The sequence below is a fragment of the Enterobacter sp. kpr-6 genome (assembly GCF_900116015.1).
GTDB lineage: Bacteria > Pseudomonadota > Gammaproteobacteria > Enterobacterales > Enterobacteriaceae > Enterobacter_D.
Genome location: NZ_FOYH01000004.1, coordinates 104110 through 118486 on the forward strand (window position 1 = coordinate 104110; position 14377 = coordinate 118486).

The window sequence follows — 14377 nt, forward strand, 5'->3', positions numbered from 1 at the left end:
CGGCCCTCTCCCTGAGGGAGAGGGGGAAAGGCGGGATCGCGCACAGTCTGTGCCCTCTCTCTGAGGGAGAGGGGGAAAGGCGGGATCGCGCACAATCTGTCCCCTCTCCCTGTGGGAGAGGGCCAGGGTGAGGGGTAAACACGTCTTACTCTTCGCCGCTAAATCCGGCGCGGTTTAACAGGAACTGCGACAGCAGCGCCACCGGACGGCCCGTTGCGCCTTTGGCTTTACCGGAACGCCATGCGGTGCCCGCGATGTCCAGGTGCGCCCAGTTGTACTTACGCGCAAAGCGCGACAGGAAGCAGCCTGCGGTGATGGCTCCACCAGGACGCCCGCCGATGTTAGCCATATCCGCGAAGTTGGATTCCAGCTGTTCGTGGAACTCATCGCCCAGCGGCAGACGCCATGCGCGGTCACCCGCCTGTTCGGACGCGCCGATAAGCTCGTGGGCCAGCGGATTGTGGTTCGACATCAGGCCGGTAATGTGATGACCCAGCGCAATCACGCACGCGCCGGTGAGCGTCGCCACGTCGATCACCGCTTCCGGATCAAAACGCTCAACGTAGGTCAGCACATCGCAGAGCACCAGACGGCCTTCGGCGTCAGTATTCAGCACTTCTACCGTCTGCCCGGACATGGTGGTCAGCACGTCGCCCGGACGATATGCCCGTCCGCCCGGCATGTTTTCACAGCCCGCCAGTACGCCCGTGATGTTCAGCGGCAGTTGCAGTTCAGCGACCATGCGCATCACGCCGTATACCGCCGCCGCGCCGCACATGTCGTACTTCATCTCATCCATGCCTTCAGCAGGCTTGATGGAGATACCGCCGGAGTCAAAGGTCAGGCCCTTGCCCACCAGCACAATCGGACGCGCATCTTCTTCCGGCGCACCTTTGTACTCAATGACGGACATCAGGGATTCGTTTTGCGATCCCTGGCCCACCGCCAGATAAGAGTGCATCCCCAGCTCGCGCATTTGCTGTTCGCCAATAACGCGGGTGACAACGTTCTTGCTGTAGGAGTCTGCAAGCTGGCGCGCCTGGGAAGCCAGATAGCCTGCGTTACAGATATTCGGCGGCATGTTGCCCAGATCTTTTGCTGCTTTAATCCCGGCAGAAATCGCCAGACCGTGCTGGATCGCGCGCTCACCACTGGTCAGTTCACGGCGCGTCGGCACGTTGAACACCATTTTACGCAGCGGGCGGCGCGGTTCGCTTTTGTTGGTTTTAAGCTGATCGAAGCTGTACAGCGTCTCTTTTGCCGTCTCTACCGCCTGGCGTACTTTCCAGTAGGTGTTGCGGCCTTTAACGTGCAGTTCGGTCAAAAAGCAGACCGCTTCCATTGAGCCGGTATCATTCAGGGTATTAATGGTTTTCTGAATTACCTGCTTGTACTGGCGCTCATCCAGTTCGCGCTCTTTACCGCAGCCAATCAGCAAAATACGTTCGGAAAGCACATTCGGAACGTGGTGAAGCAACAGCGTTTGCCCCGGCTTGCCTTCCAGCTCACCGCGGCGCAGCAGCGCACTGATATAGCCGTCGCTGATTTTATCAAGTTGTTCGGCGATGGGAGAAAGTCGGCGCGGTTCAAACACGCCAACGACGATGCAGGCACTCCGCTGTTTCTCCGGGCTACCGCTTTTTACACTGAACTCCATGCACTACGCTCCTGAATCTTAAAGACAACGGCCATGGCTACGGATAGAATTGCAAGCTTTCGTAACTCATATCCGCTGTTGCGATGACTTCGTGTTAATCTTAACGTCATTACAGTTCGATACGTCAGAACGTATTCTACCCTGTGTCGGCGCTAAGAATTTTAATCTTAGCGATGCTTTCAAAGACTCAAGAGAATAAATGACGTTTAAGCCATGAAACAAGCGAAAATCCTGCAAAAGACGAGTTTTTACGGGCGTATTTAAAGTGATAATCATAAGATATCTGGTTCGGGAGACGCTCAAAAGCCAACTGGCGATCCTCTTTATCCTGCTGCTGATTTTTTTCTGTCAGAAGCTGGTCAGGATCCTCGGCGCGGCGGTTGACGGTGAAATCCCAACAAATCTGGTGCTCTCATTATTGGGATTAGGTGTGCCTGAGATGGCGCAATTGATCCTGCCGCTCAGTCTGTTCCTCGGACTGCTGATGACGTTGGGTAAACTCTATACCGACAGCGAAATCACGGTGATGCACGCCTGTGGCCTCAGTAAAGCCGTACTGGTCAAAGCCGCGATGGTGCTGGCGTTACTGACCGGGATTGTTGCCGCGGTGAACGTCATGTGGGTCGGACCGTGGTCGGCGCGCCATCAGGACGAAGTGCTGGCGGAAGCGAAAGCCAACCCCGGCATGGCTGCGCTGGCGCAGGGTCAGTTCCAGCAGGCCACCGACGGCAATTCTGTGCTGTTCATTGAAAGCGTGGACGGCAGCCGCTTCAACGATGTTTTCCTCGCGCAAATCCGTCCTAAAGGCAATGCCCGCCCGTCCGTGGTGGTCGCGGATTCGGGCGAACTGGCGCAGCGCAAAGATGGTTCGCAGGTCGTGACGCTGACCAAAGGCACACGCTTCGAAGGCACCGCGCTGTTACGCGATTTCCGTATCACCGACTTCCAGGATTATCAGGCGATTATCGGCCACCAGACGGTGGCGCTGGACCCGGATGACACCGAGCAGATGGACATGCGCACGCTGATTAACGCCGATCCTGCGCGTCACAAGCGGGCGACGGCCGAACTGCACTGGCGTTTAACGCTGGTATTCACCGTATTTATGATGGCGCTGATGGTGGTGCCGCTCTCCGTGGTTAACCCGCGTCAGGGCCGTGTGCTGTCGATGCTGCCCGCCATGCTGTTGTATCTGGTCTTTTTCCTGCTGCAAACCTCGCTTAAATCGAATGCGGCGAAAGGGAAAATTGATCCTCTTATCTGGATGTGGTCGGTCAACCTGCTCTATCTGGCGCTGGCGATTGGCCTGAACCTTTGGGACACGGTGCCGATGCGCCGTCTGCGCGCCCGTTTCACGCGTACAGGAGCGGTATAATGCAGGCATTTGGCGTACTCGACCGCTATATCGGTAAAACCATTTTCAACACCATCATGATGACGCTGTTCATGCTGGTGTCGCTTTCCGCCATCATCAAATTTGTCGATCAGTTAAAGCGTGCCGGGCAGGGCAGCTACGACGCGCTCGGGGCAGGCATGTATACCGTGCTCAGCATCCCGAAAGACATCCAGATCTTCTTCCCGATGGCGGCCCTGCTGGGCGCGTTGCTGGGACTGGGGATGCTGGCGCAGCGCAGTGAGCTGGTGGTGATGCAGGCTTCCGGCTTCACCCGTATGCAGGTGGCGCTGTCGGTGATGAAAACCGCGATCCCGCTGGTGCTGTTGACCATGGCGATGGGGGAGTGGGTGGCTCCGCAGGGTGAGCAGATGGCGCGTAACTATCGCGCACAACAGCTTTACGGCGGTTCGCTGCTCTCAACTCAGCAGGGGCTGTGGGCAAAAGACGGTAACAACTTTGTTTACATCGAACGCGTTACCGGCGACGCCTCTCTCGGCGGCGTGAGTATCTATGCGTTTAACGACCAGCGCCGCTTGCAGTCGGTGCGTTATGCGGCATCGGCGACCTTCGACAACGCGGCGAAAGTCTGGCGTTTGTCGCAGGTGGATGAGTCGAATCTGCGCGATCCGAAACAGATCACCGGTTCGCAGACCGTAAGCAGCACCTGGAAGACCAACCTCACGCCGGACAAACTGGGCGTGGTGGCGCTGGACCCGGATGCGCTCTCCATTTCTGGTCTGCATGATTACGTGAAGTACCTGAAGTCCAGCGGCCAGGACGCCGGGCGTTATCAGCTGAATATGTGGAGCAAAATCTTCCAGCCGCTGTCTGTCGCGGTGATGATGCTGATGGCGCTGTCGTTTATCTTCGGCCCGCTGCGTAGCGTCCCGATGGGCGTGCGCGTGGTGACAGGTATCAGCTTCGGCTTTGTGTTCTACGTGCTGGATCAGATCTTCGGCCCGCTGACCCTGGTGTACGGCATCCCGCCGATTATCGGCGCACTGCTGCCGAGCGCCTCGTTCTTTGCCATCAGCCTGTGGCTGATGATGCGCCGCTCGTAACGCTTTTCCCCTCACCCCGGCCCTCTCCCAATGGGAGAGGGAGAAATCATCCCCCCTTACACAATGAAAGAGGGGAAGGCCAGTCCGCACTCGATCTGTTCCCGCACCCAATGGGAGAGGGGGAAAGGCCAGCCCGCACTCGATCTGTTCCCTCTCCCCTGGGGAGAGGGTTAGGGTGAGGGGACAGGCACTTCCGCTATATCCTGTACTTTGTGATTTTCTCTGCTACGCCTATGCTTTGCTTACGGTTAATCACATTATCAGGTAGTTATGTCCAGATTTTTCTTTAATGACCGCAAGCAACTGGTCAACGACGCGATTGAGGGCCTTGTCATTTCTGCCCCGCACGCGAACCTTGTCCGCCTTGATATCGATCCCGCCATCCGCGTGGTAGCACGCAGCGACTGGAGCAAAAGCCGCGTGGCGGTGATCTCCGGCGGCGGCTCCGGTCATGAACCCGCTCATGCGGGATTCGTCGGCAAAGGTATGCTCACCGCTGCCGTGTGCGGCGATGTCTTTGCCTCCCCGAGCGTCGATGCGGTGCTCAACGCTATCGTCGCGGTCACCGGCGATCGCGGCTGCCTCTTAATCGTTAAAAACTACACCGGCGACCGCCTGAACTTCGGCCTCGCCGCCGAGAAAGCCAAGCGCTACGGCCTGAAGGTCGAAATGGTCATCGTCGCCGACGACATCGCTCTGCCGGATAACAAACAGCCGCGCGGCATCGCGGGCACGGCACTGGTGCACAAAATCGCAGGCTTTGCCGCCGAGCAGGGAAAATCCCTCAGCGAAGTCCGCGACATTGCACAAAAAGCCTGTGATAACGTCTTCAGCCTTGGCCTGGCCATGGAAACCTGCAACCTGCCGGGCGAAAGCGAAGATGACGAGAACCGCATCTCGCGCGGCAAAGTCGAACTGGGCCTTGGCATTCACGGTGAACCGGGAGCCAGCATCGTTGATACGCACAACAGCAAAACCCTGATCGACACGCTGATTAAGCCGCTTAAAGCGCAGGCGGGTGACGGTCGCGTGGCGGTGCTGATCAACAACCTCGGCGGCGTGTCGGCGCTGGAGATGGCGCTGCTCACCAAAGAACTGGCGCACTCGGCCTTAAAAGATCAGATCGCGTATCTGATTGGCCCGGCCCCGCTGGTTAGCTCGCTGGATATGAAAGGTTTCTCCCTCTCGTTGCTGCGGCTGGATGATGAGTTCGAACGCGCCCTGTGCGCCGATGTGGAAACCGTTGGCTGGCAAAAACCGGTGGCCTTCGCGCCGATGCGCACCCTCAGCCACAGCGTGCTGCGCGACGGCGTGGAAACTCAGCCTTCCGCTAACCCGCAGATTGGCGCTCGGGTGAAAGCCGCCACCGCAACGCTTATCGGCCTTGAGAACCGTCTCAACGCGCTGGATGCCAAAGTGGGCGACGGCGATACCGGTTCGACCTTCGCAGAAGGCGCGCGCGACATCGCCCAGCTGCTTGACGCCAACAAACTGCCGCTCGACAACACCGCGCAACTGCTGCAACTGGTCGGTGAACGACTGGCGACAGTGATGGGCGGATCGAGCGGGGTGCTGATGTCGATTTTCTTCACTGCCGCCGGACAAGCGATTCATGACGGTCAGTCGCTGCCCGAGGCGCTGCTGAAAGGCTTAAAACAGATGAAACACTACGGTGGCGCGGATCTGGGCGACCGCACGCTGATTGACGCGCTGCAACCGGCGCTGGAAGCGCTGCGCGAGGGCGATCTCAACGCAGCGGTAGCCGCCGCCAAAAAAGGGGCAGAGAGCACGGCGTCAATGCAAAAAGCTGGCGCGGGGCGCTCGTCTTATGTGAACCGTGAGAACCTGGAAGGCGTGACCGATCCGGGCGCGGTGGCCGTTGCGGAAGTCTTTGCGGCGTTAGCAGAGAAGTGACGGATAACCCGGCAGGCCTGACCTGCCGGGCTTTAAATCAAAAATCGGCTTTTAACACCACGCGGTAACGGGCTTTGCCCTCGCGCACGTGTTGCAGAGCATCGTTGATTTTCGACATCGGGAACAGCTCAGTCGTCGGCGCGACCTGCGCCCGTCCGGCAAACTTCATCAGTTTACGCAGCTCAAACGGCGTGCCCGTCGCAGAACCGGAGATGCTGCGATCGCCGCCAATCAGCGTAAAAGCCGGTACCGGCAACGGTTTCAGCACCGCGCCAACGGTGTGGAAATTCCCGCCGTAGGCCAGCGCTTCGAAATACGGCTGCCAGTCGAGATCGACATTCACGGTATTAATAATCAAATCGAACTGTCCGGCCAGCGCTTTTAAGGCTTCCGGATCGCGGCTGTTCACCACTTTATCGGCACCAAAGCCACGTACTTCGGCCTCTTTCGACGGATTCGAACTGAACGCCGTCACTTCACAACCCATGGCGTGCAGCAGCTTGATCGCGATGTGCCCCAGCCCGCCAATCCCGATCACCCCGACGCGGCTGGTGGCGGTGACATGATGCATCAGCAGGGGTTTGAACACCGTGATACCGCCGCACAGCAGCGGCCCGGCGGATTCGATATCAATACTGTCCGGCAGCGGAATAACCCATTGCCAGTCGGCACGCAGCTTATCGGCAAAGCCACCGCGGTTTAAAATGGTTGGCACCGCGCCTTCCAGACAGTTGATCTGGTTGCCGCTGATACAGGCATCGCAATGCCCACAGCTACGCGCTGTCCAGCCGATACCCACGCGCTGACCGACTTTCAGGCCCTTGTCCTGTGCCGCGCTGCCGAGCGCGACCACGCGACCAATCACCTCATGCCCGGCGACCAGCGGATATTGCGACATGCCCCATTCGTTATCGATCATCGACAGATCCGAATGGCAGATCCCGCAGTAATCGACCTGCACCTCTACATCCCCCGCCAGCAGCTCCCCGGCGTCGTACTCGTACACTTCCAGATCGGCCCCGGCCTGCGGCGCGGCGTAGCTTTTTATGATTGTCATGGCGTTTTCCTGGTTTGATGGAGTTACGGAAGAAGTGTAGAGCATTCCACGGCGACGGACTTGGCAATAGGGGGGATGGTTTTTTTCAGTCTTACCACGAGAGAGGCGCGGTTTTCTCCCTCTCCCTGGGGAGAGGGCTGGGGTGAGGGAGGAGGGGGTTACATGTTCAACAGAACCGCATTCAGCCAGCGCTCATCCCGCTCCGGCCTGACATCCAGTGTTGTCCACAGCGACGCCACGCTTATGCCTGGCAGCGCGGCGATCAAGGCCTGCAACCCCGCTTCATTCATATCGGTAAACTGCCGTCCGTCTTTTTCACGCTCGCTGTCACCGTATTTGAACGAGACATACCAGACGCCGCCAGGTTTTAGTGCCACGGCGAGCCGCTGCATCACGCCGGGCAATTCCCCGAGAGTGACGTGCAGCAGCGAGGCACAGCACCAGATCCCATCGTAAATCTGCACGGCATTGACGTCATTGAAGGTCATCTGTTGCACGTCGATCCCCGCATGTGCTGAAGCCAGCTTAACCAGTTCCGCCGACGCATCGAACGCCTCAACCTGATAGCCCATTGCAACAAAAGCCTTGCTGTCGCGACCCGAGCCGCAGCCTGCATCCAGCACCCGCGCGCCCGGCTTGAGACGGGCAGTAAAAGGAGCGTACAGCGCGGCCATATCCACTCCCACCGTGCCATCGAAAAACGCCTGTGCGTGCTGGCGATAGTAATTCAGCGACATTATAAAATGACCTCTTCCCGGGCGACGGGCTGCCATTGATGAAAACGGCAGCGCAGCGCGGCATTCCACTGATCGTTTAAAAAGCTGCGGCGCTTCTGCTCATGACGCCCGGTCTGATTAAGGATCGCCTCATGTAGCGGCAGTTTGCTGTTAATAAAATATTCGTTGCGGGCGTGCAGGCGTTTGAGTAAATCCAGCGCCGGAACGCGTGCGGATTTGCCATTTTCTCCCCGATTACACGACTTGCAAGCCAGTACCAGATTCCACACGCCGTTGAGATTCACGCCCGGCAGACCTGTTTGCGCAGCCAGCGGGATAAAGTGATCGACGTCGGCGAGTAAATCATGTCCCGGCTCCAGACTCACGGGCGCGTGACAGTAAAAACAGTGACCTTTCTGGTAACCATTCAGACTATTGCGACAACTGGTGAGCGTAATGCGGGCGTTCTGACGCAGCGTAAACAGCGTTTCGCCGCTGATATCGTAATGTATATCCAGCAACGGCGGCGGGAGGTCCAGCGCCCAGGCTTTTTCAACAAGGCACCAGCGCGCATCCGTTTCATGGATCAGATTACGAAACTGCGGGCCCAGCGTGAGACGATAAAAATCATCCGTCAGGCGAATGCCTTTGCGCTCACGACGTTCATTGATAAAAAACTGCGTCTCCAGCGGGCCGCCATTCACGTTATGGAACGCATCCAGCACCACCGAGAAGCCGTGGCGCACCGTGGTATCAATGAGCTGTTCGTGGGGGATTTCACCCTGGTTAAATTGCAGGCAGGCGGTAAGAAACTTACCGGGTTTTTTATCATTAAGGATCTGACGAGGCGCGTTTTTCAGATGCTCACAAATATGTCGGGCGAAAGGCACGGCCAGATCGTTGAGCGTAACCAGCGAATCCTCACGCGGTACGTCATACAGCGCATGCGCCAGCGCGAATTTGTAGGTCGCAAAGTTGTTGCCAAAGAGGATCACGCCGCGCCAGTAATTTTCCAGCGACGGATCGATTTGATAAAAGCGCATGATTGCATCCCGATATCAGTAGCGGTGTAGGGTAACCCCATCCATTACTGAGATCAGATAACAAACGCTGGAAAATGTAAACCGCAGGGCTCGCATTACAGGATTCTGGAAGGTGGCTTCCAGAAGTGGAGGGAAGAAGCTGATTTTTTCAACACTTAGCAGGCGGGGAACACCTGGACGCTTGCATGGTGGCGCACGACAGGTATAATCCACAACGTTTTCCGCATACCTTTCCGTGCCGGAGTGGCGAAATCGGTAGACGCAGTTGATTCAAAATCAACCGTAGAAATACGTGCCGGTTCGAGTCCGGCCTTCGGCACCATCGGAACATCAATAGACGTCAACGGACGTCTTTTTTTGTGCCTGAAATCCAGTATCCGCAAGGCTTTGCCCCGCTTTTTAGTCAACCGACGTCAATCTAAGTTACCCCACATCAACATGCTTGTGAGTATAGAACCGAGTATATATGTTGGTTCGATAATGCTTATATACTCACGGCAGCATATGGAAGGAATACCATCATGGCCCTGACTGATACCAAGGTGCGTTCGGCAAAATCTGAAGCAAAGGAATACTCGCTAGTCGATGGCGATGGCATGTTTTTGTTGATACATCCTAACGGCTCCAAATATTGGCGCTTCCGTTTCCGCTTTGGCGGCAAGCAGCACCTCATGGCTTTTGGGGTTTACCCTGAAACGTCACTGGCTGATGCACGTCAAAAGAGGGAAGAGGCCAGGAGGCTTGTTGCTGCCGGTGTCGATCCTCGTGAGCATAAGCGTGCAGTGAAAGAAGAACAGGCTAAAGAGGCCATCACTTTTGAATCTGTTGCCAGAGATTGGCACGCCAGCAATCAAAAGTGGTCTGAGTCACATAGCGGCCGTGTTCTTAAAAGCCTGGAAGATAATCTATTCGATGCGATTGGTAAGCGGAATATCGCTGAGTTAAAAACCAGAGATTTACTTATCCCCATAAAGACCGTAGAGATGTCTGGACGTCTTGAGGTGGCGGCGCGTCTACAGCAACGAACAACTGCAATTATGCGATTTGCCGTGCAAAGCGGTTTAATTGATTACAACCCCGCACAAGAGATCGCTGGAGCAGTTGCCACAGCTAAACGACAGCATCGTGCTGCGCTAGAACTTAATCGCATTCCGGAGTTACTTCATCGCATTGATACCTACACTGGCAGGCCATTAACACGCTTAGCAGTGGAGCTGACGTTGTTGGTCTTTATTCGATCTAGTGAACTACGTTTTGCTCGCTGGTCAGAAGTCGATTTTGAAACTGCAATGTGGACGATTCCGGGAGAGCGCGAGCCATTGGAAGGTGTGAAGCATTCACATCGAGGATCGAAAATGCGGACCCCTCATCTTGTTCCTTTATCCCGTCAGGCTCTGACCATTCTGGAAAAGATCAAAAGCATGAGTGGAAACCGAGAGCTGATTTTCGTTGGTGATCACGATCCTCGTAAGCCAATGAGTGAGAATACAGTGAATAAAGCTCTGCGGGTGATGGGCTATGATACGAAGGTTGAGGTTTGCGGGCATGGTTTCAGGACTATGGCATGTAGTTCATTAATTGAGTCGGGATTGTGGTCGAAGGATGCGGTAGAGCGGCAGATGAGTCACCAGGAACGTAACTCTGTGCGTGCGGCTTATATTCATAAGGCCGAGCACTTAGGGGAGCGTAGGCTGATGGTGCAGTGGTGGGCGGATTATCTGGATGCGAACCGGGAGAAGGGGATTAGTCCGTTTGATTTTGCTAAGTTGAGTACGGGTTGATCGAAAGGGATTCTGGAAGGCATGCATTGGGCATGCCTTATTTTTTTGCTAATTTTGATATTTGCAGGCGCATAACTCAGCCCAGACAATTCTATTAATTGCTCGAGTAATCCGCGAAGGCTAAGATACTTTCATCTTTGTTTTATAACCGATTGACGTAACTGCTAAGGTCCCCCCCCCCCCCAGTGACTGAGTAGGACATGGAACGCACATGAAAAAATCCAACTTCGATTTCCTGAAAGGCGTTAATGACTTTATTTACGCTATTGCCTGCGCGGCAGAAAATAACTACCCAGATGATCCCAACACTACACTTGTAAAAATGCGTATGTTTGGCGAAGCCACAGCCAAACATCTGGGTATGTTATTGGATATTCCTCCATGCGAGAACCAGCACGATCTTCTGCGAGAGCTGGGTAAGATTCCTTTCGTTGATGACAGCATACTTTCAATTTTTCATAAGCTACGCCGCATCGGTAACCAGGCAGTCCATGAATACCATAATGATCTGGATGATGCGCAGATGTGCCTGCGGCTTGGTTTTCGTTTGAGCGTTTGGTACTACCGCCTGGTAACTAAAGATTATGACTTCGCGCTTCCAGTCTTTGTTCTGCCTGAAAGGGGGGAGAGTCTCTATCACCAGGAGGTTTTGGCACTCAAGCAGCAACTGGAACAACAGGCAAAAGAAAAAGTACAAAGCCAGGCCGAGCTAGATGCTCAGCAGCAAAAGATGATCGCGCTGAACGGTTATATTGCCATTCTCGAAGGCAAACAGCATGAAACAGAAGAGCAGTCCAAAGCGCGTGTTTTTGCTCTGGAAGCACAGCTGGCAGCAAAAGATGCTGAGCTGGCGAAGCAGACTGAGCAGGAACGAAAGGCCTATCATAAAGAGATCACCAACCAGGCAACAAAGCGCACACTGGATCTGAGTGAAGAAGAAAGCCGTTTCCTGATCGACGCTCAACTGCGCAAGGCTAAATGGCAGGCTGACAGTAAAACATTACGCTTTTCTAAAGGTGCTCGCCCCGAGCCAGGTGTGAACAAAGCGATTGCTGAATGGCCAACCGGTAAAGATGAAAATGGTAATCCAGGCTTTGCTGATTATGTCTTGTTTGTAGGTCTCAAACCCATTGCCGTCATTGAAGCCAAACGTAAAAATACGGATGTTTCTGGCAAACTTCCTGAGTCATATCGCTACAGTAAATACTTTGATAATGCCTACCTGCGTGAAACGTTGCTTGAGCACAATTCACCTGATGAGGTTAATGAAGCCATTCCAGAATATGAGGTTAGTTGGAAGGACACCAGCGGTAGTCAGCGATTCAAAATTCCCTTCTGCTATTCGACCAATGGGCGCGAATACCGAGCGGCGATAAAAACAAAAAGTGGTATTTGGTATCGTGATGTTCGTCATACTGCGAATATGCCAAAAGCTCTGCCAGAGTGGCATCAGCCAGAAGAACTCGTGGCTATGTTGGGCTGCGATCCACAGAAGCAAAATCAATGGTTTGCTGATAATCCGAGTATGAGCGAATTGGGGCTTCGCTATTATCAGGAAGATGCCGTTCGCGCGGTAGAAAACGCGATTATTGCAGGGCAGCAAGAAATTCTTCTGGCCATGGCAACCGGTACCGGGAAAACCCGTACTGCTATCGCATTAATGTTCCGCCTGATCCAGTCCCAGCGCTTTAAGCGTGTGTTGTTCCTTGTTGACCGCCGCTCACTCGGTGAACAGGCTCTGGGCGCATTTGAAGATACACGCATCAACGGGGATACTTTTAACAGTATTTTCGACATCAAAGGTTTGACGGATAAATTCCCGGAAGACAGCACCAAAATTCATGTTGCTACAGTCCAGTCACTGGTTAAACGAACCCTACAGTCAGATGAACCGATGCCGGTCGGCCGTTATGATTGCATCGTGGTGGATGAAGCGCATCGTGGCTATATTCTCGATAAAGAACAGACTGAAGGCGAACTACAGTTCCGTAGTCAGCTGGATTATGTTTCGGCTTACCGTCGTATTCTCGATCATTTCGATGCCGTAAAAATTGCCCTGACCGCCACCCCTGCCATACACACAGTCGATATCTTCGGCGAACCGATTTATCGCTATACCTACCGTACTGCCGTGATCGACGGTTATCTCATCGATCAGGATCCACCGATTAAAATCACTACCCGCAATGCCCAGGATGGTGTGTATTTGGCGAAAGGTGAACAAGTGGAACGTCTGAATCCGCAAGGTGAAGTGATCAACGACACTCTGGCAGACGATCAGGATTTTGAGGTAGCAGATTTTAACAGGGGTCTGGTTATCCCTGCTTTTAACCGTGCAGTTTGCGGTGAGCTGACTAAATACCTGGACCCGACGGGTCAACAAAAAACACTGGTCTTCTGTGTCACCAACAGCCACGCAGATATGGTAGTAGAAGAGCTACGTGCAGCATTTAAAAAACAGCATCCGCAGTTGGAACATGACGCAATCATCAAGATTACTGGTGACGCCGACAAAGATGCTAAGAAAGTGCAGACGATGATCACACGCTTCAATAAAGAGCGGTTACCTAACATTGTAGTCACGGTTGATTTGCTGAGCACTGGCGTAGATATTCCGTCGATCTGCAATATCGTGTTTCTGCGTAAGGTAAAAAGTCGGATCCTTTACGAGCAAATGAAAGGCCGCGCGACTCGCCTTTGTCCGGCGGTAGGCAAAACCAGCTTCAAGATTTTCGACTGTGTAGACATCTATAGTACTCTGGAAAGCGTAGACACTATGCGCCCCGTGGTGATTCGCCCGAAGGTCGAACTGAAAACGCTGGTCAACGAAATTACAGACTCCGAAACGTACAAAACCATTGAAGCGGACGGTCGTAGTTACGCCGAGCACAGCCATGAGCAGTTGGTCGCCAAACTGCAGCGTATTATCAGTCTGGCAATGTATAACCGTGACCGTAGTGAATCGGTGGATAAGCAGATACGCCGCCTGGATGAACTCTGCCAGGATGCTGCTGGTGTAAGCTTCGGCAGCCTGGCAATGCGCTTGCGTGAAAAGGGGCCGAATTGGAGCGCGGAAGTGTTTAACAAGCTGCCGGGGTTTATCGCCCGACTGGAAAAATTGAAGGTTGATATTAATGCCCTGCGCGATGCTCCCATCTTCCTTGATATTGATGACGAGGTGATCTGCGTGAAATCCTCGTACGGTGATTACGACACACCGCAGGATTTCCTGGAGGCCTTTGATGAACTGGTAAAACGAGCCCCTAATGCCCAGCCTGCGCTCCAGGCCGTAATCAATCACCCACGGGACCTCACCCGTAAAGGGCTTGTTGAACTACAAGAATGGTTTGACCGCCAGCACTTCGAAGAGTCATCTTTGCGCAGCGCGTGGAAAGAGACACGTAACGAAGACATCGCCGCAAGACTTATCGGCCACATCCGCCGTGCAGCTGTCGGTGATGCGTTAAAGCCGTTTGATGAACGCGTGGATCATGCTCTGGAGCGGATTAAAGGCGAAAACGACTGGAACAGCGAGCAGAAGGCTTGGCTCGATCGTTTAGCTACAGCACTGAAAGAGAAAGTCGTGCTAGATGACGATGTGTTCAAAACCGGTAATTTCCATCGTCGCGGCGGTAAGGTGATGCTGCAACGCACCTTTGATGATGGTCTTGACGGCGTGCTGGATAAATTCAGTGATTACATTTGGGACCAGCTGGCCTGACGCGTTATCATTCGCGGCAATTATATCTTCT

The 14377-nt window shown here is 54.4% G+C and carries 9 protein-coding genes and 1 tRNA gene; 6 read left to right on the forward strand and 4 right to left on the reverse strand.

The genetic code is table 11. The annotated features are described in order from the left end of the window. Positions 1–145: 145 nt before the first annotated feature. A complete protein-coding gene (gene pepA, locus BM373_RS12180) occupies positions 146–1657 on the reverse strand; it encodes a leucyl aminopeptidase (protein ID WP_090461766.1) in 1512 nt (503 codons plus the stop codon). A 265-nt stretch (positions 1658–1922) separates the two neighbouring features. On the opposite strand from pepA, the gene lptF reads away from it, so the two are divergent. From lptF to BM373_RS12200, 3 genes are all read left to right on the forward strand, one after another. Next, entirely contained in the window at positions 1923–3032 is a 1110-nt protein-coding gene (gene lptF / locus BM373_RS12190; protein ID WP_090461771.1) for an LPS export ABC transporter permease LptF, read from the forward strand. Further along, a complete protein-coding gene (lptG, locus tag BM373_RS12195; RefSeq protein ID WP_090461773.1) occupies positions 3032–4114 on the forward strand; it encodes an LPS export ABC transporter permease LptG in 1083 nt (360 codons plus the stop codon). Before lptF ends, lptG begins: the two co-directional genes overlap by 1 nt. Positions 4115–4384: 270 nt before the next feature. Beyond that, complete coding sequence (locus tag BM373_RS12200) at positions 4385–6028, forward strand: dihydroxyacetone kinase subunit DhaK (RefSeq protein WP_090461775.1); 1644 nt, start codon at positions 4385–4387, stop codon at positions 6026–6028. Between the two features lie 37 nt (positions 6029–6065). Here the strand turns inward: BM373_RS12200 and BM373_RS12205 are convergent, their stop codons facing one another. The 3 genes from BM373_RS12205 to BM373_RS12215 form a co-directional block, all read right to left on the reverse strand. Beyond that, on the reverse strand, positions 6066–7085 hold the full coding sequence (locus BM373_RS12205) for an NADPH-dependent aldehyde reductase Ahr (RefSeq protein ID WP_090461778.1): 1020 nt from the start codon (positions 7083–7085) through the stop codon (positions 6066–6068). Positions 7086–7243: 158 nt separating this feature from the next. Then, positions 7244–7822, reverse strand: a complete 579-nt coding sequence (locus BM373_RS12210; RefSeq protein ID WP_090461780.1) for a class I SAM-dependent methyltransferase — start codon at positions 7820–7822, stop codon at positions 7244–7246. Continuing rightward, positions 7822–8844, reverse strand: coding sequence for an HNH endonuclease family protein (locus tag BM373_RS12215; protein WP_090461782.1), 1023 nt, complete (start codon positions 8842–8844; stop codon positions 7822–7824). The genes BM373_RS12210 and BM373_RS12215 overlap by 1 nt, the downstream gene beginning before the upstream one ends. A gap of 237 nt (positions 8845–9081) precedes the next feature. Between BM373_RS12215 and BM373_RS12220 the strand changes: the two genes are divergently transcribed. The 3 genes from BM373_RS12220 (at position 9082) to hsdR (ending at position 14346) form a co-directional block, all read left to right on the forward strand. Then, positions 9082–9166 (forward strand) — tRNA-Leu (locus BM373_RS12220). A 199-nt stretch (positions 9167–9365) separates the two neighbouring features. Beyond that, complete coding sequence (locus BM373_RS12225; RefSeq protein WP_090461784.1) at positions 9366–10625, forward strand: tyrosine-type recombinase/integrase; 1260 nt, start codon at positions 9366–9368, stop codon at positions 10623–10625. Between the two features lie 211 nt (positions 10626–10836). Continuing rightward, positions 10837–14346, forward strand: a complete 3510-nt coding sequence (hsdR, locus tag BM373_RS12230; RefSeq protein WP_090461786.1) for a type I restriction-modification system endonuclease — start codon at positions 10837–10839, stop codon at positions 14344–14346. The last annotated feature ends 31 nt before the right edge of the window (positions 14347–14377 follow it).

Excerpts from the sequence above, each read along its gene's own strand:
- pepA (WP_090461766.1), bottom strand. The coding sequence starts at position 1,657 with ATGGAGTTCAGTGTAAAAAGCGGTAGCCCGGAGAAACAGCGGAGTGCC.
- lptG (WP_090461773.1), top strand. The coding sequence starts at position 3,032 with ATGCAGGCATTTGGCGTACTCGACCGCTATATCGGTAAAACCATTTTC.
- BM373_RS12200 (WP_090461775.1), top strand. The coding sequence starts at position 4,385 with ATGTCCAGATTTTTCTTTAATGACCGCAAGCAACTGGTCAACGACGCG.
- BM373_RS12205 (WP_090461778.1), bottom strand. The coding sequence starts at position 7,085 with ATGACAATCATAAAAAGCTACGCCGCGCCGCAGGCCGGGGCCGATCTG.
- BM373_RS12210 (WP_090461780.1), bottom strand. The coding sequence starts at position 7,822 with ATGTCGCTGAATTACTATCGCCAGCACGCACAGGCGTTTTTCGATGGC.
- BM373_RS12215 (WP_090461782.1), bottom strand. The coding sequence starts at position 8,844 with ATGCGCTTTTATCAAATCGATCCGTCGCTGGAAAATTACTGGCGCGGC.
- BM373_RS12225 (WP_090461784.1), top strand. The coding sequence starts at position 9,366 with ATGGCCCTGACTGATACCAAGGTGCGTTCGGCAAAATCTGAAGCAAAG.
- hsdR (WP_090461786.1), top strand. The coding sequence starts at position 10,837 with ATGAAAAAATCCAACTTCGATTTCCTGAAAGGCGTTAATGACTTTATT.